The 21,464-nt window shown below is 62.2% G+C and carries 16 protein-coding genes and 1 rRNA gene; 6 read left to right on the forward strand and 11 right to left on the reverse strand.

Translation table 11 applies throughout. The features are described from left to right. Positions 1 to 182: 182 nt before the first annotated feature. Genes AC2CGQ_RS16235 through AC2CGQ_RS16255 form a run of 5 tightly spaced genes read right to left on the reverse strand, consistent with a single transcriptional unit; the run spans position 183 to position 4,707 of the window. Positions 183 to 1,175, reverse strand: coding sequence for an ABC transporter ATP-binding protein (locus AC2CGQ_RS16235; RefSeq protein ID WP_033631956.1), 993 nt, complete (start codon positions 1,173 to 1,175; stop codon positions 183 to 185). Between the two features lie 4 nt (positions 1,176 to 1,179). Next, on the reverse strand, positions 1,180 to 1,965 hold the full coding sequence (locus AC2CGQ_RS16240; RefSeq protein WP_004936668.1) for an ABC transporter permease: 786 nt from the start codon (positions 1,963 to 1,965) through the stop codon (positions 1,180 to 1,182). A gap of 17 nt (positions 1,966 to 1,982) precedes the next feature. Continuing rightward, a complete protein-coding gene (locus AC2CGQ_RS16245) occupies positions 1,983 to 2,828 on the reverse strand; it encodes an ABC transporter permease (RefSeq protein WP_004936665.1) in 846 nt (281 codons plus the stop codon). Continuing rightward, a complete protein-coding gene (locus AC2CGQ_RS16250; protein WP_484593753.1) occupies positions 2,825 to 3,634 on the reverse strand; it encodes an alkaline phosphatase family protein in 810 nt (269 codons plus the stop codon). Before AC2CGQ_RS16250 ends, AC2CGQ_RS16245 begins: the two co-directional genes overlap by 4 nt. 11 nt (positions 3,635 to 3,645) lie before the next feature. Next, positions 3,646 to 4,707: an ABC transporter substrate-binding protein gene (locus tag AC2CGQ_RS16255; protein ID WP_033631954.1), complete on the reverse strand. Its 1,062-nt coding sequence runs from the start codon at positions 4,705 to 4,707 to the stop codon at positions 3,646 to 3,648. Between the two features lie 193 nt (positions 4,708 to 4,900). Here AC2CGQ_RS16255 and AC2CGQ_RS16260 point away from each other — a divergent pair, with 193 nt between their 5' ends. Beyond that, positions 4,901 to 5,611 carry a UTRA domain-containing protein gene (locus tag AC2CGQ_RS16260; RefSeq protein WP_197776035.1) on the forward strand — a complete coding sequence of 237 codons (711 nt, stop codon included), beginning with the start codon at positions 4,901 to 4,903 and terminating at the stop codon, positions 5,609 to 5,611. Between the two features lie 38 nt (positions 5,612 to 5,649). Here the strand turns inward: AC2CGQ_RS16260 and metH are convergent, their stop codons facing one another. Further along, positions 5,650 to 9,345 carry a methionine synthase gene (metH, locus tag AC2CGQ_RS16265; RefSeq protein WP_208020760.1) on the reverse strand — a complete coding sequence of 1,232 codons (3,696 nt, stop codon included), beginning with the start codon at positions 9,343 to 9,345 and terminating at the stop codon, positions 5,650 to 5,652. A gap of 196 nt (positions 9,346 to 9,541) precedes the next feature. On the opposite strand from metH, the gene iclR reads away from it, so the two are divergent. The 5 genes from iclR (at position 9,542) to AC2CGQ_RS16290 (ending at position 15,107) form a co-directional block, all read left to right on the forward strand. Beyond that, positions 9,542 to 10,372, forward strand: a complete 831-nt coding sequence (gene iclR, locus AC2CGQ_RS16270) for a glyoxylate bypass operon transcriptional repressor IclR (RefSeq protein ID WP_021505158.1) — start codon at positions 9,542 to 9,544, stop codon at positions 10,370 to 10,372. Between the two features lie 252 nt (positions 10,373 to 10,624). Further along, positions 10,625 to 11,164, forward strand: coding sequence for a gluconokinase (gntK, locus tag AC2CGQ_RS16275; protein ID WP_004936645.1), 540 nt, complete (start codon positions 10,625 to 10,627; stop codon positions 11,162 to 11,164). After that, positions 11,161 to 12,498 (forward strand): gluconate transporter, encoded by a 1,338-nt coding sequence (gntU, locus tag AC2CGQ_RS16280; protein WP_015379253.1) that lies wholly within the window; start codon positions 11,161 to 11,163, stop codon positions 12,496 to 12,498. The genes gntK and gntU overlap by 4 nt, the downstream gene beginning before the upstream one ends. A 98-nt stretch (positions 12,499 to 12,596) precedes the next feature. Beyond that, positions 12,597 to 14,411, forward strand: coding sequence for a phosphogluconate dehydratase (gene edd, locus AC2CGQ_RS16285; protein ID WP_484593754.1), 1,815 nt, complete (start codon positions 12,597 to 12,599; stop codon positions 14,409 to 14,411). Between the two features lie 54 nt (positions 14,412 to 14,465). Next, the gene (locus AC2CGQ_RS16290; RefSeq protein ID WP_004936635.1) at positions 14,466 to 15,107 is read left to right on the forward strand and encodes a bifunctional 4-hydroxy-2-oxoglutarate aldolase/2-dehydro-3-deoxy-phosphogluconate aldolase; all 642 of its coding nucleotides are present in this window, start codon (positions 14,466 to 14,468) and stop codon (positions 15,105 to 15,107) included. A 1-nt stretch (position 15,108) separates the two neighbouring features. Here AC2CGQ_RS16290 and aceK read toward each other — a convergent pair whose 3' ends face one another. The 5 genes from aceK to rrf form a co-directional block, all read right to left on the reverse strand. After that, positions 15,109 to 16,863: a bifunctional isocitrate dehydrogenase kinase/phosphatase gene (aceK, locus tag AC2CGQ_RS16295; RefSeq protein ID WP_033631950.1), complete on the reverse strand. Its 1,755-nt coding sequence runs from the start codon at positions 16,861 to 16,863 to the stop codon at positions 15,109 to 15,111. Between the two features lie 69 nt (positions 16,864 to 16,932). Further along, on the reverse strand, positions 16,933 to 18,240 hold the full coding sequence (gene aceA / locus AC2CGQ_RS16300; protein WP_004936630.1) for an isocitrate lyase: 1,308 nt from the start codon (positions 18,238 to 18,240) through the stop codon (positions 16,933 to 16,935). A 41-nt stretch (positions 18,241 to 18,281) separates the two neighbouring features. Next, entirely contained in the window at positions 18,282 to 19,880 is a 1,599-nt protein-coding gene (aceB, locus tag AC2CGQ_RS16305; RefSeq protein WP_015379256.1) for a malate synthase A, read from the reverse strand. Positions 19,881 to 20,254: 374 nt separating this feature from the next. After that, the gene (gene metA / locus AC2CGQ_RS16310; protein ID WP_004936623.1) at positions 20,255 to 21,184 is read right to left on the reverse strand and encodes a homoserine O-acetyltransferase MetA; all 930 of its coding nucleotides are present in this window, start codon (positions 21,182 to 21,184) and stop codon (positions 20,255 to 20,257) included. A 200-nt stretch (positions 21,185 to 21,384) separates the two neighbouring features. After that, positions 21,385 to 21,464: ribosomal RNA gene (gene rrf / locus AC2CGQ_RS16315) — 5S ribosomal RNA — on the reverse strand; the annotation flags it as partial.

Genomic DNA, 21,464 nt, shown 5'->3' on the forward strand with positions numbered 1-21,464 from the left:
GCCAAAGGAGGCTGATACCCGATGCCTGTCACGCGACGCAGAGAGGCGAGCCAAAGGATGACGGGTACAGCGCGCGGTCCCGCCTGCCGGGCGTGGGTCTGGCAGGACAGCGGGCGGGCGGCAGACCGCAGAAGAGAAGGGTTAAGGCGGCGGTGGGAGAGCCCCGGCGCCACGCTGCGAAGTCATGCAACTTCCCGCAATACAACAGGTTCCAAGTGTAGCCCAATTTCCGCGCCGTCGGGCCGCAGATCGGCCACCGAACGGTTGAGCACGTCAACCAGCAACTCTACCTCGCGAACCTGAATCCGATAGCGTACCACATTCCCGAGCAAACTGTGGCCAAGGATCACCCCGCCGATCCCCTGTCCGGCCGGCAACAGCCCGATAGACTCTGGGCGGATCGCCACCTTGCCGGCATAGCTGCGCCCGGTCAGCCGGCCGGCCTGTTCGGCGCTCAGCAGGTTATAGTTGCCGATAAAACCGGCGGCGAAGGCGTCCGCCGGCTGGGTATACAGGGTTTCCGCATCACCGCTCTGCACGATCTGCCCCTTGTTCATCAGGACGATGCGATCCGACAGGGTCAGCGCCTCTTCCTGATCGTGGGTGACGAAGATCGCCGTCAGGTTCAGCTCGCGTTGAATGCGCCGGATCTGCTCGCGCAGATGTTTGCGGATGCGCGCGTCCAGCGCCGACAGCGGTTCGTCGAGCAGCAGCAGACGCGGGCGAGTGACCAGCGATCGCGCCAACGCCACGCGCTGACACTGGCCGCCCGACAGCTGATGCGGATAGCGCTTCGCCAGATCGCTCAGCTCCACCAGCGCCAGCACCTCCTGCACCCGCTGGCCGATCTGCCCGGCCGCCAGCTTCTGCATTTTCAGGCCGAAGGCCACGTTGCCTTCCACCGTCATATTGGGAAACAGCGCATAGCTTTGGAACACCATGCCGATGCCGCGCTTTTGCGGCGCCAGCGGCACCAGATCCTGGCCCTGCAGTAAAATTTGCCCGCTGTCGACCGGAGTCAGGCCGGCCAGACAGCGCAACAGCGTCGACTTGCCGCAGCCGCTCGGCCCCAGCAGGGTGACGAACTCCCCCTCTTCGGCAGTGAAATCGATATCCTGAAACACCTGGGTCTGGCCATAGTGTTTGTTCAGGCGAGTGACGTTGAGATAAGCCATCGGGTTAACCCTTGTTTTTATTCAGCAGGTTCGCCAGCCAGGTGACGAGCAGCACCACGGCGAAATAGGAGATGACCAGCGCGCTGGTGAAATGCCCGCTGCCGTTGCGCATGTTGAACAGATAGACCTGCAGCGTTTCATACTGGCTGCCCACCAGCAGGTTGGCGAACACGAACTCGCCGATCAGGAACGAAAACGACAGCAACACAGCGATCGTTCCGCCCTTGCGCAGGTTCGGCAGCACCACCCACAGCGCCGCCTGCCAGGTGCTGGCGCCGAGCAGGTGCGCAGCGTCCATCAGATCGCGCAGGTTGATCGCCTGCATGTTGTTGCTGATGGCGCGGTAGATAAACGGCAGCGCGATGGTGAAATAGCAGCCCACCAAAATCCAGGGGGTGCCGAGCAGCGGCAGCGGATCGGCGGCGAACAGCTGCATCAGCCCCACCGCCGACACCACCGGCGGCACGGCGAACGGCAGCAGGATCAGCACGTTCATCACCGCGTCAAGCCTAGGGAAGTAGTAAGCGATTACAAACATCGCCGGCAGGATCACCACCACCGACAGCAGCAACGTGCCAAAGCAGATCAGCAGCGAGTGCCACAGCGCCTGCAAAAAGCGCGGGTCGCTCCACAGCGCCGTCAGCCACTTCAGGGTAAAACCGTCCGGCAAAATGGTGGCGCCCCACTGGGTAGCCAGCGCGTAAATCAGCGTCGCCGCCAGCGGCAGCAGCAGGATCAACAGCAGCAGGCCGGTCACCGTGCGGTGGTACAAGCGTTCAACACGCGACATAAGCATTCTCCAGCCGGTTATGAGCGCGCATTGAGGTAGCTCCTGCGCAGCATCCATTGGTGGATCACCGTGATAAACGCCATCATCACCACCAGCAGCATCGCCAGCGCGCTGGCCAGGTTCGGATCGAGGGAGATGTCCCCCGCCACCAGCGCCGAGATGCGGATCGGGATCACGTTGAAGTTGCCGGTGGTCAGCGCATACACCGTGGCGTAGGCGCCCAGCGCGTTGGCCAGCAGGATGACGAAGGTGCCCATCAGCGCCGGCGCCAGCACCGGCAGGCCAATATGCCGCCAGTAGCGCCAGGGGCCGGCGCCGAGCAGCGCCGCCGATTCGCGCCAGTCGGCGCGCAGCGCGTCGAATGCCGGATACAGCAGCAGCACCCCGAGCGGGATCTGGAAGTAGGTATACAGCACGATCAGGCCGCTCTTCGAATAGAGGTTGAAGCTCTCCATCAGGCCGTATTTGCGCAGCAGCAACGTCAGGCAACCGTTCAGCCCCAGCAGAATGACGAAGGCGAACGCCAGCGGCACCCCGGCGAAGTTGCTGGTCATGTTGGTGAACGACATCACGAAGTCATGAAACCGGGTCTGGCCGAGCTGGCGCAGTGAGTAACTGCCAACTAATGCGATCAGCAAGCCGTAGACGCTCGACCATAGCGAGATCTCCAGCGAGAACTGAAACGCCTGCAGGTAGAACGGCGAGGTGAGGATATCGACATAGTTGCCCCAGCCCCAGCCGCTGGTCTCGCTGAAAAAGCTGTGAATGGCGATCCACACCAGCGGGGCGATCTGAAACGCGCCGAACAGCACGATAAACGGCAGCAGGCACAGTGCGGCGATCCATTTGGTTTTGCTGTTCATCGCGCATCCTGCGCCAGCAACGCCCGGCAGCGCGGCTTGTCGTGCGGCGCCTGCAGCAGATCGCAGATCGTGCCGCACAGCTCGGTTTGCTGCGGATCGGCGTCGTCCAGGCTGAAGCCCGCGCCGAACACGAACAGCGGCACCTGGCGCTCTTCCGGCAACACCCCGCCGTGGCTGCGATCGTCGTTCATGCCGTGGTCGGCGGTAACCAGCACCTGATAACCGGCCGCCAGCCACTCGGGCAGGTAGCGCGACAACGAGCCGTCGGCGTGCCGCGCCGCGTTGCGGTACTGCGGCGAAGAGAGGCCGAAGCGGTGGCCGGCGTCGTCGATGTTCATCGGATGGATCAGCAAGAAGTCCGGCTGATGACGCTGGCGCAGGCTTTCGGCGTCGTCGAAAAGATGGCTGTCGGGATAGCCGTCGTCGTAATAGAAATGCCCGTGCTGGATCGGCAGCTCGGGGGCGTCGGTATGGCGGTCGCGCGCGGCGTCGAACGGCGTGCGGTTATACAATTCGCTGAACCAATGATACGCGGCAGCGGCGGTGGTCAGCCCGGCGGCGCGCGCGTAATGAAACACGCTTTGTTGATGAGAAAGGCGCGAGACGTGATTGTGCACCACGCCGCTCTCCACCGGCGTGACGCCGGTGAGGATGCATTCATACAGCGGCCGGGAGAGCGAGGGCAACTCGCTCTCCAGCAGGTACAACCGCCCGCGTCCCGCCGCGCATTCGGCCTGCAGATAACCCATGGCGTCGTGCGCCACCCGGTAGTTGAGGCCGTCCAGCAGCACGAGGATCGTTTTCATGGTGCGTTAACTCACTGCTGCATAAACATAATGACGTTTTCCTGCCACAGGCGCGGCAGCGCTTTGGCGCTCTGTTCCCAGGCCGCAGGATCGGCGATCGGGTGCGCATTCTTGTACTGCTCGGCCGGCAGCAGCTTGGCCTTGACGTCGTCCGGCAGCGTCAGATGTTCGGCGCGGATCGGGCGGGCATAGCCGCGCGCCAGGTTGATCTGACCGGCGTCGGAGAAGATGTATTCGCGCGCCAGCTTGGCGGCATTCGGGTGCTTGGCGTATTTGTTGATGATGGTGGTGTAGCCGGAAGTGATCGAACCGTCCGACGGGATCAGCACTTCAAAGCGGGTTTTGTCGATCTGATCGCGGTAGTTCAGGCCGTTGAAGTCCCACACCACGCCAACCTGCACTTCCCCTTTCTCCAGCGATGCGATCACCGGGTTACTCAGGCTCAGGCGGCCGGCCTTGGCCAGCTTGCCGAAGAATTCCAGGCCCGGCTTGAGGTTTTTCTCGTTGCCGCCCATGGCGTAGGTGGCCGCCAGCACGCCGCTGGCCGCCTGCGACGCGGTGCCGACGTCGCCGATGGTGACCTGATAGCTGCCCTTGAGCAGATCGGCCCAGCTGTGCGGGATGTCTTTCACCTGCTGCTTGTTGATGATGAAGGCGATGGTGCCGGTGTAAGCCAGCGCCCAGTGGCCGTCTTTGTCTTTCGCCCACTCCGGCACCTGATCCCAGGTAGACGGTTTGTACGGCTGCGTTACGCCCTTCTGCACCGCCACCGGGCCGAAGGCCGCGCCGACGTCACCGATGTCCGCCGTGGCGTTGTTCTTTTCCGCATCGAATTTGGCGATCTCCTGTGCGGAGCTCATGTCGGTATCGACATGCTTCAGGCCGTACTTGCTCAACAGATCTTGCCAGGTGCCTTTCCAGTTGGCCCAGCTGTCCGGCATGCCGACGCTGTTGACTTCGCCTTCTTTCTTCGCGGCCTGCTCCAGCGCCGCCAGATCGGTATCCGCGGCCCAGCTCATCTGGCTGGATAACACGATGGCACTGGTTAACACAGAAGCGCACAAACGTTTCATAACTGATGCTCCAGGTGGTAGTGTGGGGATGGCTGGACTAGTCCAGCAAGGACCAAACCAATCTAACGGACGAATGTGATAATTATATGTCAGCTTAAAAAAGCGACAGTTTTATCACCCATTGCAACGGCGAAAACGCGACGCTGGTCTACCTTAAGGAAGGCCAAACGCACTGAAACGGGACACCCGCTGTATGAGTGAAGCACCGACGACCGTCGCCACCATCTGCCAAACGCTGAGCGCCCGCATCACCGCCGGCGAGTTCGCCGCGGGCGGCAAGCTGCCCTCCGAGCGCGCCCTGAGCGAACAGTTCGCCACCACCCGCATTACCTTGCAGGAGGCGCTCGGCCAGCTGGAGGCGCAGGGCGTCATCTACCGCCAGGTGCGGCGCGGCTGGTTTATCTCGCCGCCACGTTTGATCTACAACCCGTTGCAGCGCAGCCATTTTCACGCCATGGCGCAGCAGCAGGGGCGCGCCGCCCATACCGAAGCGATCGACAGCGCGGTCGTCACGCTCGACGCGCCGCTGGCCGGCCGCCTGGCGCTGCCCTCCGGCGCCGAAGCCTATCGCATTCGCCGGCTGCGCTACATCGACGGGCGCGCGGTGCTGTACTGCGAGCACTACCTCAATCCGGCCTATTTCCCCGGTATTCTGGACGAAGATCTGACCCAGTCGCTGACCGCGCTGTACGCCGCACGCTACGGCATTCACTACGGCCGGGTACGTTTCGACATGCTGCCCACCCTGCTGCCGCAGCAGGCCGCCGCCATGCTGAAGGTGACCTACGGCAGCCCGGCGCTGTTCATTACGCGGGTGAATCGCGATCAACATGACCGGGTGATCGATTGCGACCTGGAGTATTGGCGGTACGACGCGCTGCACATCGATGTGGAAGCGCTGTAAATGACAAGGGCGCATCGCTGCGCCCTTAAAGAGGAAAGTCAGTCGGCGTCGTAGCCGAGGTTTGGCGCCAGCCAGCGTTCGACCTCGCTCACGCTCATCCCTTTACGCGCCGCATAGTCTTCCACCTGATCGCGCTGGATCTGCGCCACCGCGAAGTACTTGCTCTCAGGATGGCTGAAGTACCAGCCGGACACCGCCGCCCCCGGCCACATGGCGAAGGACTCCGTCAGTTCCATGCCGGTGTGGCGATTGACGTCCAGCAGCTGCCAAATGGTCGCTTTTTCGGTGTGCTCCGGGCAGGCCGGGTAGCCCGGCGCCGGCCGGATGCCCTGATAGTTTTCGCGGATCAGTTCTTCGTTGCTCAGATTCTCGTCGGCGGCATAACCCCAGTGCAACTTGCGCACCTGTTCGTGCAGGTATTCGGCGAAAGCCTCCGCCAGACGATCCGCCAGCGCCTTGACCATGATTTTGTTGTAATCGTCGTGCTGTGCGTCGTACGCCGCCGCCAGCGCGTCCTCCTCCAGCCCGCCGGTCACCGCGAAGGCACCGAAGTAGTCGGCCTTGCCGCTGCTTTTCGGCGCCACGAAGTCCGCCAGGCAGTAGTTCGGGAAGTCGGTTTTTTCCGTCTGCTGGCGCAGATGGCAGCTCACCGCCAGCACCTCGCTGCGCTGTTCGTCGCGGTACACTTCCACGTCGTCGCCGACGCGGTTGGCCGGGAACAGGCCGTAAACGCCGCGCGGGTTGAGGCTGCGCTCGGCGGCCAGCCGATCCAGCATCTGATTGGCGTCGTGGAACAGGCGCTTGGCCTCTTCCCCCACCACCTCGTCTTCCAGGATGCGCGGGTATTTGCCCGCCAGCGACCAGGTCATGAAGAACGGCGTCCAGTCGATATAGTGGCGCAGCGTCTCGATGCCGGCCGACACCGGGAATACGCCAAGCTGCCGCGGCGCCGGCGGCTGATAGTCGGCCCAGTCCAGCGCCATGGCGTTGGCGCGCGCCTTGTGCAAATCGACCGGCGGCGTGCGCGGTTTTTTGCGCGCGTGCTGAATGCGCACCGTCTCATACTCTTTGCGGGTGCGCGCCACAAACTCGTCGCGCTGGGTGGCGGACAGCAGCGCCGACACCACGCCCACGGTGCGCGAGGCGTTTTGCACGTAGGTGGTCGGGCCGCTGTAGTTCTGCTCAATTTTCACCGCGGTGTGCGCCTTGGAGGTGGTGGCGCCGCCGATCAGCAGCGGCAGCGTAAAGCCCTGGCGCTCCATCTCTTTGGCCACGTTGACCATCTCGTCGAGCGACGGCGTGATCAGCCCCGACAGGCCGATGATGTCGACGTTCTCCTCGCGCGCGGTGCGCAGGATTTTCTCCGTCGGCACCATCACGCCCAGATCGACGATTTCATAGTTGTTGCACTGCAGCACCACGCCGACGATGTTCTTGCCGATGTCGTGCACGTCGCCCTTCACCGTCGCCAGCAGGATTTTCCCCGCGGAGGTGCCCTGCTGCTTGCTGGCCTCAATGTACGGTTCCAGGTAGGCCACCGCCTGCTTCATCACGCGGGCGGATTTCACCACCTGCGGCAGGAACATCTTGCCCTCGCCGAACAGATCGCCGACCACGTTCATCCCCGCCATCAGCGGCCCTTCAATCACTTCGATCGGCCGTTCGGCCTGCTGCCGCGCCTCTTCGGTGTCCAACTCGATAAACTCGGTGATGCCCTTCACCAGCGAATACTCCAGCCGCTTTTCCACCGGCCAACCGCGCCACTCCGCCTGCTGCACCGCCGCTTCGCCGTCTTTGCTGCCGCGGTACTTTTCCGCCAGCTCCAGCAGGCGTTCGGTGCCGTCCTCGCGACGGTTGAGGATCACGTCCTCTACCGCCTCGCGCAGCTCGCCAGGCAGATCGTCGTAAATCGCCAGCTGCCCGGCGTTGACGATGCCCATGTCCATGCCATTGCGAATGGCGTGATACAGGAACACCGCGTGGATCGCTTCACGCACCGGATCGTTGCCGCGGAACGAGAACGACACGTTGGACACGCCGCCGGAGATCATCGCGTGCGGCAGGTGGGTTTTGATGTCGGCGCAGGCTTCGATAAAGTCGACGGCGTAGTTGTTGTGCTCTTCGATGCCGGTGGCGACGGCGAAGATGTTCGGGTCGAAAATGATGTCTTCCGGCGGGAAACCGACGCGTTCGGTCAAAATTTTATAGGCGCGGCGACAGATCTCGAACTTGCGCTCGCGGGTGTCCGCCTGGCCCACTTCGTCGAACGCCATCACCACCACCGCGGCGCCATAGCGGCGCACCAGCCGGGCGTGGTGGATAAAGGCCTCTTCGCCCTCCTTCATCGAGATCGAGTTGACGATGCCCTTGCCCTGAATGCACTTCAGGCCTTTCTCGATAACGGACCACTTGGAGGAGTCGATCATGATCGGCACCCGGGCGATATCCGGCTCGCCGGCGATCAGGTTGAGGAAACGCACCATCGCCGCTTCGGCGTCGAGCATCCCCTCGTCCATGTTGATATCGATGACCTGCGCGCCGCTCTCCACCTGCTGGCGCGCCACGTCGAGCGCCTCGTTGTATTTCTCTTCTTTGATCAGGCGTTTGAAACGTGCCGAACCGGTGACGTTGGTGCGCTCGCCGACGTTAACGAACAGGGTGCTGGCGTCAATGGTCAGCGGTTCCAGACCGGCCAGGCGGCAGGCGACCGGGAGCTCTGGCAGCCGGCGCGGCGGCACGCCCTCGACCGCCTTGGCCATCGCGGCGATATGTTCCGGCGTGGTGCCGCAGCAGCCGCCGATGATATTGAGGAAGCCGGCCTGCGCCCACTCCCCGACCTGGCGCGCCATCTCGGCCGCATCCAGATCGTATTCGCCGAAGGCGTTCGGCAAACCGGCGTTCGGGTGCGCGGTGACGTAGGTCTCCGAGATGCGCGCCAGCTCGGCGACGTACTGACGCAGCTCATCCGGCCCCAGAGCGCAGTTCAGGCCGAAGGTCAGCGGCTTGACGTGGCGCAGCGAATTGTAAAACGCTTCGGTGGTCTGGCCGGACAGGGTGCGGCCGGAGGCGTCGGTGATGGTGCCGGAAATCATGATCGGCAGTTCCACCCCCAGCGCTTCGAATTCGGTTTCCACCGCAAAAGCGGCGGCCTTGGCGTTGAGGGTGTCGAAGATGGTTTCGATCATGATCAGATCGACGCCGCCCTCCACCAGCGCGCGGGTCGATTCGCGGTAAGCCGCCACCAGTTCATCGAACGAGATGTTGCGGAACGCCGGATCGTTGACGTTCGGCGAGATGGACGCGGTGCGGTTGGTCGGCCCCAACACCCCGGCGACGTAGCGCGGTTTTTCCGGCGTGCGCGCCGTCCATTCGTCGGCGCAGGCGCGCGCCAGGCAGGCGGCCTGATAGTTAATCTCGGCGGACAGCGACTCCATATGGTAGTCGGCCATGGCGATAGAGGTGGCGTTGAAGGTATTGGTCTCAAGGATATCGGCGCCCGCCTCGAGATAGGCGTAATGAATGGCGGTGATCACTTCCGGCTTGGTCAGCACCAGCAGATCGTTATTGCCTTTCAGATCGCTGCGCCAGTCGGCGAAACGCTCACCGCGGAAATCGCGCTCATCCAGACGGTAGCTCTGGATCATGGTGCCCATGCCGCCGTCCAACACCAAAATGCGCTGCGCTAACTGGCGGCGCAGTTGTTCTACTCGATTCGTCACTGTAACCCCTTCCATTGCCATCCAGCCCATTGCTCAACTGCCGCAAACACCAACGAGTCATCCTAGCACAGCTTGTAAGGACAAAGGGCCAGGCAACAATTGAGAGTTTTTCAGGTTGTGCGCCAACACCTCCGATGAGCTGACGGCGGCTTGCAATTCATCGGCAAAAAACGAAAATGAATTCCATCATACGGAAAAAGGAATCTCACCCATGGCCACCCCTGCTCCCGCCAAGCGCGGCAAGAAGCCCCGCGCAGCAGCCCCCGCCGCCAGTGCGGCGACCGGTCAGGTACAATCGTTGACCCGTGGCCTGAAACTGTTGGAATACATTTCGGAAGCCCAGGGCAACGTGGCGCTGACCGATCTGGCCCAGCAGGCCGGCCTGCCGAACTCCACCACTCACCGCCTGCTCACCACCATGCAGCAGCAGGGATTCGTGCGCCAGGTCGGCGATCTCGGCCTGTGGACCATCGGCTCGCACGCCTTTGTGGTCGGCAGCAGCTTCCTGCAAAGCCGCAACCTGCTGGCGATGGTGCATCCGACGCTGCGCCGCCTGATGGAAGAGTCCGGCGAAACCGTCAACCTGGCGGTGCTGGATACCAGCGAGTACCAGGCGATCATCATCGATCAGGTGCAGTGCACGGCGCTGATGCGCATGTCGGCGCCGATCGGCGGCAAACTGCCGATGCACGCCTCCGGCGCCGGCAAAGCGTTCCTCGCCACCCTGCCGGACGATCAGGTGACCAAACTGCTGCATAAGAAAGGCATGCACACCTACACGCCGCATACCCTGACGCCGCACAACCTGAAAGAGGGGCTGGCGCAGATCCGCAAACAGGGCTTCTCCTTTGACGACGAAGAGCACGCGCTCGGCCTGCGCTGCGTGGCGGCCTGCATCTTCGACGAACACCGCGAAGCCTTCGCCGCCATTTCCATCTCCGGCCCGGTGTCGCGCATCACTGACGATCGCGTGATCGAGCTGGGCGCGCTGGTGATCCACGCGTCGAAAGAGATCAGCCTGGCCTACGGCGGCGTGCGCTAATCCTGTCCATCCGAGGGGCGCCGCAGCGCGCCCTTGTTCCCCCGCTCTGTTCTGTTGTCAGCATGTAACAGGCTGTCGGCATCCTGTTTAGCGCACAGGAAAAAAGCTTGAAGCCGATCACAGTTAACGATCCTCACGGCGAAAGCCCATTGCAACCGCTCAAACTTCCTTCGACAATGTTACCGATAACATGTTACCGGTAACAATCAAGCTGAACGAAGGTAACGTCACCCGGTGTTTTGGAGCCAAGCCATGACCAACAATCAAAATCGCATTTACGTCGTTATGGGCGTTTCCGGCAGCGGCAAGTCCGCCGTCGCCGCCGCCGCGGCCCGCCAACTCTCCGCCGGCTTCCTCGACGGCGACTTCCTGCACCCGCGCAGCAACATCCTGAAGATGGCCGCCGGCGAGGCGTTGAACGACGACGATCGCGCGCCGTGGCTGGCCGCGCTCAACGACGCCGCCTTCGCCATGCAGCGCACTAACAACGTGTCGATCATCGTCTGCTCGGCGTTGAAAAAGCAGTATCGCGACCGCCTACGCGCCGGCAACGGCAACCTGTCGTTCATCTATCTGCACGGCGAGTTCCCGGTGATCGAATCCCGCCTGGCGGCGCGCAACGGCCACTTCTTCAAGCCGCAGATGCTGGTCACCCAGTTCGCCGCACTGGAGCAGCCGGGCGCCGACGAGAACGACGTGATGGCGATCGACATCAATCAGCCGCTGGACGCGGTGATCGCCGATACCGTACGCCATATCCAGAGCTTCCTGCCGCAGGACGTGTGCGCGTGAGTACCGTAACGCTGGTCGGTACCGCAGTCGGCTCGGTTTTACTGCTGCTATTCCTGGTGATGAAGGCCCGCATGCACGCCTTCGTCGCGCTGATGCTGGTGTCCATCGCCGCCGGCATTTTCTCCGGCATGCCGCTGGAACACATCGCCGACACCATGCAAAAAGGCATGGGCGACACGCTGGGCTTCCTGGCGATCGTGGTGGCGCTCGGGGCGATGTTCGGCAAGATCCTGCATGAGGTCGGCGCGCTCGACCAAATTGCGGCGCAATTGCTGAAACGATTCGGACAAAGCAAGGCGCACTACGCGCTCGGCATCGCCGGGCTGATCTGCGCGCTGCCGCTGTTCTTCGACGTGGCGGTGGTGCTGCTGATCGGCATCGTGTTCGCCGTGGCGCGCCGCACCGACGGCAATATCGTCAAGCTGGCTATTCCGCTGTTCGCCGGCGTGGCCGCCGCCGCCTCCTTCCTGCTGCCGGGGCCGGTGCCGATGCTGCTGGCGTCGCAGATGAAGGCCGATTTCGGCTGGATGATCGCCATCGGCCTGGTAGCGGCGGTGATCGGCATGCTGATCGCCGGCCCGCTGTACGGCAGCTTTATCAGCCGTTTCGTCAACTGGCCGATGCCGCCGGAAGAGAATGAGCCGACGCTGACCAAGGGCAATCTGCCGTCGTTCGGCTTCAGCCTGGCGCTGGTGCTGTGCCCGCTGGTGCTGGTCGGCATGAAAACCATCGGCGCGCGGCTGGTCACCCCCGGCTCGCAGCTGCAGCAGTGGCTGGAGTTTATCGGCCACCCGTTCACCGCCATCCTGCTGGCCTGCCTGATCGTGATTTACGGTCTGGCGAAGCCGCGCGGCATGAGCAACGAACAGACGCTGGCCATCTGCTCCGCCGCGGTGCAGCCGGCCGGGATCATCCTGCTGATGACCGGCGCCGGCGGGGTGTTCAAGCAGATCCTGGTGGATTCCGGCGTCGGGCCGGCGCTGGGTGACGCCATGATCGGCGCCGGCCTGCCGATCGCCGTGGCCGCCTTTGCGCTCTCCGCCATGGTGCGGGTGATCCAGGGCTCGGCCACCGTCGCCTGCCTGACCACCGTCGGCCTGGTGCTGCCGGTCACCAGCCAGCTCGGGCTTAGCGGCGGGCAACTGGCCGCGCTGGCCATCTGCATCGCCGGCGGCTCCATCGTGCTGAGCCACGTCAACGATGCCGGCTTCTGGCTGTTCGGCAAATTCACCGGCGCCAACGAACTGCAAACGCTGAAAACCTGGACGGTGATGGAAACCATTCTGGGCAGCGTCGGCGGCGCCATCGGCATGATTGCATTCACGATGTTTTAAATCCTAAATCGCCCCCGGCCTTGCACACCAGGGCTGCAAATCACCCCCGGGGGCACCGCCACAGGCGGCGACTATAACAACAGCAATGTGAGGAAGGCATGATTAATCCAACCTTGTCCCGTGTCACACAGCGCATCATCGACCGTTCCCAGGCCAGCCGCGCCGCCTATCTGGCGCGTATCGAGGCGGCCCGCTCCCAAACCGTCCACCGCGCGCAGCTCGCCTGCGGCAACCTGGCCCACGGTTTCGCCGCCTGTCAGCCCGATGACAAGGCGTCGCTGAAAAACATGGTGCGCAGCGATATCGCCATCATCACCGCCTACAACGACATGCTGTCGGCCCACCAGCCGTACGAACATTACCCACAGCGGCTGAAACAGGCGCTGAAGGCGGTGGGTGCCGTGGGCCAGGTGGCCGGCGGCGTGCCGGCGATGTGCGACGGCGTGACCCAGGGGCAGGACGGTATGGAGCTGTCGCTGATGAGCCGTGACGTGATCGCCATGTCGGCCGCTGTCGGCCTGTCGCACAATATGTTCGACGGCGCGCTGTTCCTCGGCATCTGCGACAAGATCGTGCCGGGGCTGGTGATGGCCGCCCTCTCCTTCGGCCACCTGCCTGCGCTGTTCGTGCCGGCCGGCCCGATGAGCAGCGGCCTGCCGAACAAGGAAAAAGTGCGCGTGCGCCAGCTGTACGCCGAGGGCAAGGCCGACCGCCTGGCGTTGCTGGAAGCCGAGGCAGCCTCTTATCACGGCATCGGCACCTGCACCTTCTACGGCACCGCCAACACCAACCAGATGGTGATGGAAGTGATGGGTTTGCATCTGCCGGGCGCCTCCTTCGTCCATCCTGACACGCCGCTGCGCGACGCGCTGAACGACGCCGCCGCGCGCCAGGTGACCCGACTGACCGATACCGCCGGCAACTACCTGCCGATCGGCCGCCTGGTGGACGAGAAAGTGGTGGTGAACGGCATCGTCTCGCTGCTGGCGACCGGCGGCTCCACCAACCTGACCATGCATCTGGTGGCGATGGCGCGCGCGGCGGGCATCATCATTACCTGGGACGATTTCTCGGAGCTGTCGGAGGCGGTGCCGCTGCTGTGCCGCATCTACCCGAACGGCCCGGCCGACATCAACCAGTTCCAGGCCGCCGGCGGCGTGCCGCTGGTGGTGCGCGAGCTGCTGCAACACGGCCTGCTGCACAAAGACGTGCATACCGTGGCCGGTTTCGGCCTGCGCCGCTACACCCAAGAACCGTGGCTGGATAACGGCCAACTGGTGTGGCGCGAAGGCGTGGCCGGCTCGCTCGACGCCAGCGTGATCGCCAGCGTGGCCCAGCCGTTCGAACATCACGGCGGCACCAAAGTGATGGCCGGCAATCTGGGCCGCGCGGTGATGAAAACCTCGGCGGTGCCCGCTGATAACCAGATCATCGAAGCGCCAGCGGTGGTGTTCGACAGCCAGCACGATATCGTGCCGGCGTTCGAAGCCGGCAAGCTGGATCGCGATTGCGTGGTGGTGGTGCGCTTCCAGGGGCCGCAGGCCAACGGCATGCCCGAGTTGCACAAGCTGATGCCGCCGCTGGGCGTGCTGATGGATCGCGGCTTCAAAGTGGCGCTGGTGACCGACGGCCGCCTGTCCGGCGCCTCCGGCAAGGTGCCTTCCGCCATCCACGTCACCCCGGAAGCCTATACCGGCGGCCTGCTGGCGAAAGTGCGCGACGGCGATCCGATCCGCGTCAACGGCCGCAGCGGCGAGCTGCAGGTGCTGGTCGACGCCGAGGAGCTGGCGCGGCGCACGCCTTGCCAACCCGATCTGAGCGCGGAACACATCGGCTGCGGCCGCGAGCTGTTCGGCGCGCTGCGCAGCCAGCTGTCCGGCGCCGAACAGGGCGCCTGCTGCATCAAATTTTAATCGATAGCCTGGCCGCATCGCCGCCTGGCGGCGGCCACAGAGGAGAACGTCAGCATGAACAAGTGGACAACAAGCGCCGAGCAGATCCTGACGGCGGGGCCGGTGGTGCCGGTCATCGTGATCAACAAGCTGGAACATGCGGTGCCGTTGGCGAAAGCGCTGGTCGCCGGCGGCGTGCGGGTGCTGGAGGTGACGCTGCGCACCGCCTGCGCCATGGACGCCATTCGCGCCATCGCCCAAGAGGTGCCGGAAGCGATCATCGGCGCCGGTACGGTGATCAATCCGCAGCAGCTGCGGGAAGTGACCGAAGCCGGTGCGCAGTTCGCCATCAGCCCAGGCCTGACCGACGAGCTGCTCAAAGCCGCCACCGCCGGTTCCATTCCCTTGATCCCGGGCATCAGCACCGTTTCCGAACTGATGCAGGGCATGGATTACGGCCTGCGCGAGTTTAAATTCTTCCCGGCGGAAGCCAACGGCGGCGTAAAAGCGCTGCAGGCGATCGGCGGCCCGTTCCCGCAGGTGCGCTTCTGCCCGACCGGCGGCATCTCACCGGACAACTACCGCAGCTATCTGGCGCTGAAAAGCGTGCTGTGCATCGGCGGCTCCTGGCTGGTGCCGGCGGACGCGCTCGAAAGCGGCGACTACGCGCGCATCACTGAACTGGCGCGCGCCGCCGTCGCGGGCGCCGAGGCCTGATTTACATCGCAGCGGTGGCGGCCGGCAGCGCCGCCCCGCTGCGCTGGCTGAACCGCTGCTTCTTGCGATAAGCAAATACGTCTTCCACATGCCCTTCGCGGATGCGCTGCTGCAACCCGCGCCAATACTCCGCGGTAAACAGATCGCTGTGCAGCTCTTCAAACACCTGCCGAATGCGCCGATCGCCGCACAGAAAGTGGCGGAACTCTTCCGGGAACACGTCGTTGGGCGCGATGCTGTACCACGGCTCGCTGGCCAACTCATCTTCCGGATAACGCGGCGGCGGGATATCGCGGAAGTTGACCTCGGTCATGTAGCAAATCTCGTCGTAGTCATAGAACACCACCCGCCCGTGGCGCGTCACGCCAAAGTTCTTGAACAGCATGTCGCCGGGGAAGATATTGGCGGCGGCTAACTGCTTGATCGCGTTGCCGTACTCTTCAATCGCATCGCGCATCTGCTGGTCGTTGGCCTGCTCCAGATACAAATTCAGCGGCGTCATGCGCCGTTCCATATACAGGTGCTTAATCACAATGCGATCGCCGAGATCTTCCAGTTTGCCCGGCACTTCGCGCCGCAGCTCCGCCAACAGTTCCGGGCTGAGGCGCGCCTTGTCGACGACGAAATTTTCGTACTCCTGGGTATCCGCCATACGCCCGACGCGATCGTGCTCTTTCACCAGCTGATAGCAGGCCATCACCTGCGCCTGCGTCACCTCTTTTTGCGGGGCGAATTCGTCCTTGATCACTTTAAACACCCGATCGAAGGACGGCAGGGTAAACACCAGCATCACCATGCCCTTCACCCCCGGCGCGATGATGAACTGCTCCTGCGACTGCGCCATAAAGGTCAGATATTCGCGGTAGCATTCAGTTTTGCCGTGCTTCTGGCAGCCGATCGCCATGTACAGCTCGGCGGTGGTCTTGCCCGGCAGGATCTCGCGCAGCCACTCGACCATCGCCGCCGGCAGCGGCGCGTAGACCATGAAATAAGAACGGGCGAAGCCGAAGACGATGCTGGCCTCGGCCTTACCGGTCAGGCAGGCATCGATAAACAGCGCGCCCGACTCGCTGTGGTGGATCGGCAGCAAGAACGGGTAAACGCCGTCGGCCAGGCGCAGCTTGCCGACCAGCCAGGCGGCCTTGTTGCGATAGAACAGTTCGTTGGCGATCTGAAAGGTGGCCCCCGCCAGTTGCTGCGGACTGAAGGCGCGCTGCAGCGCCTGAGTGATGTAGCGAATATCGCGCGTCAAATCTTCCCACGGCAACCGCAGCGGCAGATCGCTCAGCACGCTGCGCAGCATCGCCGGCAGATCGCCATTGGAGGTGAAATCGCGCGCCAGCGGACGCGGAATGTCGCGAAAGCGCCGTTCCGGCTGCGAACTGAACACGAACAGCTTGTCCGGCGTCAGATCGCGATGCTTGAACAGCCGGCAGTAGACCGAGTTAAAAAAGCTTTCGGCGATCTCGAAACGCGGGTAGTCCGGCAGCAGATCGATATAAACCGCTTTGACCCGGCTGGGGAAGTCGGCGTCGAAATATTTCTGCCCGGTGATGCATTTGAGCTGCTCCACCACCAGGCCGACATGATGGTCATACAGATGGATGCGCTTTTTCATCGCCTGCTGCACCGCCGGCCAGTCCGCCTGCTCGAAGCGCTGCTGCGCGCCGGCGGTCACCTCCAAAAAGCGGCCGTACTGCGCATCGAAGCCCTGCAGGATCGTCTGTGCGATCAACAACTCCAGTTTTGCCGCCATCCTTACCCCCGCCAGAAAAAGAAGCCTGCGCATGCAGGCTCCGGGTGAAACGTCTTCAAGCTTGCCGCATCAGAACTGCTGTTCTTCCGTCGAACCGGTCAGCGCGGTGACCGAAGAGGCGCCGCCCTGAATGATGGTGGTGACCTTGTCGAAGTAGCCGGTGCCCACCTCCTGCTGGTGCGACGCAAAGGTGTAACCGCGATCCACCGCGGCGAACTCCGCCTGCTGCACCTTCTCGACGTAGTGTTTCATGCCCTCGCCCTGCGCATAGGCGTGCGCCAGGTCGAACATGTTGAACCACATGCTGTGGATGCCCGCCAGCGTGATGAACTGATACTTGTAGCCCATGTCCGACAGCGCCTGCTGGAAGCGGGCGATGGTCTGATCGTCGAGGTTCTTCTTCCAGTTGAACGACGGCGAGCAGTTGTAGGCCAGCAGCTTGCCCGGGTATTTGGCGTGAATGGCGTCGGCGAAGCGCTGAGCGGCATCCAGATCCGGCGTTGAGGTTTCGCACCACACCATATCGGCGTAAGGGGCATAGGCCAGGCCGCGGCTGATCGCCTGCTCGACGCCGGCATGGGTGCGGAAGAAGCCTTCCGCCGTGCGCTCGCCGGTGACGAAGGCGCTGTCATACGGATCGCAATCGGACGTCAGCAGGTCGGCCGCATCGGCGTCGGTACGGGCGATCACCAGCGTCGGCACGCCGAGCACGTCGGCGGCCAGGCGAGCGGCGACCAGCTTCTGGATCGCTTCCTGTGTCGGCACCAGTACTTTGCCGCCCATATGACCGCATTTCTTCACCGCCGCCAACTGGTCTTCGAAGTGCACCCCGGCGGCGCCGGCGGTGATCATCGCTTTCATCAGCTCGAAGGCGTTCAGCACGCCGCCGAAGCCGGCTTCCGCATCGGCGACAATCGGCAGGAAGTAATCGGTGTAGCCTTTGCTGCCCGGCTCAATCTGGTTCGCCCACTGGATCTGATCGGCGCGGCGGAAGGTGTTGTTGATGCGCTCGACCACCTTCGGCACCGAGTCCACCGGATACAACGACTGGTCAGGGTACATGGCCGCCGCGCTGTTGGCGTCGGCCGCCACCTGCCAGCCGGACAGGTAGATAGCCTCGACGCCGGCTTTAGCCTGCTGCAGCGCCTGGCCACCGGTCAGCGCGCCCAGGCAGTTCACGTAGCCTTTGCGCGCCTTGCCGTTCAGCAACGCCCACAGTTTGGCGGCGCCGTTTTGCGCCAGGGTACATTCCGGGTTGACCGAACCGCGCAGGTTGATCACGTCTTCGGCGCTGTAAGGGCGGGTGATGCCTTCCCAACGGGCCGATTTCCATTCCTGTTCCAGCTGCTGGATCTGTTGAGAGCGAGAGGTAGACATAATTTTTATCCTTTCAGTCATGTAGGGTTGATTGGGAAAGTTCAGGCCAGCAGCTCATAGCCGGGCAACGTCAGGAAATCGATTAATTCATCTTGCGTGGTGATGCGCTCCATCAGGCGCGCCGCCTCTTCGAACCGGCCGGCGTTAAAGCGCGCTTCCCCTACTTCTTCACGCACCACCAACATCTCTTCTTGCAACATCTGGCGGAACAGCGCCTTGGTGACCGGGCGCCCGTCGTTCAGGCTCTTCTCGTGGTGGATCCACTGCCAGATAGAGGTACGGGAGATCTCCGCCGTCGCGGCATCTTCCATCAACCCATAGATAGGCACGCAGCCGTTGCCGGAGATCCAGGCTTCGATGTACTGCACCGCCACGCGGATATTGGCGCGCATCCCCGCTTCGGTGCGTTCGCCGTCGCATGGTTCCAACAGCTGCGCGGCGCTGATTGGCGCATCCTGCTCACGCATCACGTCCAGCTGATTCTGGCGATCGCCCAATGCCTTGCCGAACACCTCCATCACCGTGTCCGCCAGCCCTGGGTGCGCCACCCAGGTGCCATCGTGGCCATTGTTGGCCTCCAGCTCTTTATCCGCCCGCACCTTGTTCAGCACCCAGGCGTTTTTCTCAGCGTCTTTGCTCGGGATAAACGCCGCCATGCCGCCCATGGCGAAGGCGCCGCGCTTATGACAGGTTTTGATCAACAGACGTGAATAGGCGCTGAGGAAAGGTTTCTCCATGGTCACCGACTGACGATCCGGCAGCACGCGATCGCCGTGATTCTTCAGCGTTTTGATGTAGCTGAAGATGTAATCCCAGCGGCCACAGTTCAGGCCGACGATGTGATCGCGCAGGTGATAGAGGATCTCGTCCATCTGGAACACCGCCGGCAGGGTTTCGATCAGCACGGTCGCCTTGATGGTGCCACGTGGCAGATCGAAACGATCCTCGGTAAAGCTGAAGACATCGCTCCACCAGGCCGCTTCCTCCCAGGACTGGGTTTTCGGCAGGTAGAAATACGGGCCGCTGCCCTTGGCCAACAGCTGACGATAGTTGTGGTAGAAGTACAGCGCGAAATCGAACAGGCCGCCGGGGATGGCTTCATCACGCCACAAGACGTGTTTCTCCGGCAGGTGCAAGCCGCGCACGCGAGCGATCAACACCGCCGGATTCGGTTTCAGTTGGTAGATCTTGCCGGCTTCGTTGGTGTAGGAGATGGTGCCGTTAACCGCATCGTGCAGGTTGATTTGACCATCGATGACTTTGTCCCAGCTTGGCGCCAGGGAGTCTTCGAAGTCCGCCATAAATACTTTTACGTTGGCGTTCAACGCATTGATCACCATCTTGCGTTCTACCGGCCCGGTGATCTCGACCCGGCGATCGCGCAGGTCTTGCGGGATGCCGCGGATCTGCCAGTCGCCCTCACGAATGGAATTGGTTTCCGAAATAAATCCAGGCAGCTCGCCGCGATCGATATTTTGCTGCCAGCGGGCACGCGCCGCCAGCAGCTCATTGCGCCGCGGCGTGAATTTCCCCACCAGTTCCGCCAGGAATTCAACCGCTTCATCCGTTAATACCTGGCGCTCCGCTGCGGCGAAACCCTGGGTAAACCTTAACTCCGTGCCTGCTATCTGTTGCGTCATGACCTTGCTCCTTCCCATCATTGCGCCCGAGCGACCGGCGCATTTTCATCAGAAATCACTGTGGATCAGGGCGGATGAAACGATCCTAAACTGGTCAGATCTCATCCCGATAGCTCTAAGAATACTCAACAAAAAATAAAAATCAAAAACCATTTCCATTTTATTATTAAATATTTTATTAACACTTTATTATCAATTAGTTAGAACAAATAACATAACCAACAGGTAAGGAAATTGGTTCCAATAGAATCGCAAAGATAGGCTAACGCGTTGTTGGCCAATGGTTTTTTGGGGAAAGTGACCGGTAAAAAGGGGATCGTGCGGAGGATCAACAGCGCGGCGGCCTCGATTCAGCCGCCGGCAGGCAGAAAAGATCAGTCGAGAGTCGGATTCATATGGCGCAGATCGTAAGGCGTGATCTGGTAGACGTAATAGTTGAGCCAATTGGAAAACAGCAGGTGGCCATGGCTGCGCCAGGTGGCTTTCGGTGTCAGTGCGGGGTTGTCATCGGGGAAGTAGTTGAGCGGTACGGCAGGATCGAGGCCAGCTTCGTTGTCGCGACAATACTCCCCGGCCAGGGTCAGGGCATCATACTCAGGATGGCCGGTGACAAACGCCAAGCGCTTATCCCTGCTGGCGAACAGGTAGGCGCCGGCCTGCTCGGATTCGGCCAGAATATCCAGGTCGGTATATTGGCGAATCACCTCGGTCGGGAAATCGGCATAGCGTGAGTGCGGCGCCAGGAAGCTTTCGTCGAAGCCGCGCGTCAGCAACGCATGCTGCTGCAGCGTTTGGTGCGGATAAACGCCGGAGAGCTTCACTTCGCGCGTCATCTTGGGAATACCGTACAGGATGTTCAACGCCGCTTGTACCGCCCAACACACGAACAGCGTGGAGGTGACGTGGTTTTTGGCCCAGTCAATCACCCGTTCGATCTGCGGCCAATAGGCAACATCGCAGAAATCAACCAGCCCCAGCGGCGCGCCGGTGACAATCAGGCCATCGAAGTTCTCATTCTGGATATCCTCGAAGTCGCAGTAGAAGTTGTTCAGATGCTCGGCCGGCGTGTTCTTCGATTCGCGGCTGTCGATGCGCAGCAGCTGGATATCAATCTGCAGCGGCGAGTTGGACAACAGACGCAGAAACTGGTTTTCCGTTTCGATCTTCTTTGGCATCAGGTTGAGGATCAGCACTTTCAGTGGCCTGATTTCCTGTGTTTTTGCCCGCGAGGATGTCATCACGAAGACATTCTCACCGCGCAAGAAATTGACCGCAGGTAACTCATCAGGAACACGAATCGGCATTGCTTAACCCTCACACATCCATTTATACGTTTAGACTTCTAGATGCCCGAAGATAGCGTTTTTTTTCGTCGCTGTCGAGCATTCAGCGGAAAGGTGAAAATGTTTCATTGCGCAGCCTGCGCCGGGATATAAGCAGAGGGAGTAAAGCGGATGAAAAGCAAAAAGGCCATCCTTTCGGATGGCCTCTTGGCTTATTTGATGCTTGGCAGTGTCCTACTCTCGCATGGGGAGACCCCACACTACCATCGGCGCTACGGCGTTTCACTTCTGAGTTCGGCAT

This window comes from Serratia sp. DFXYC6, from assembly GCF_057196085.1.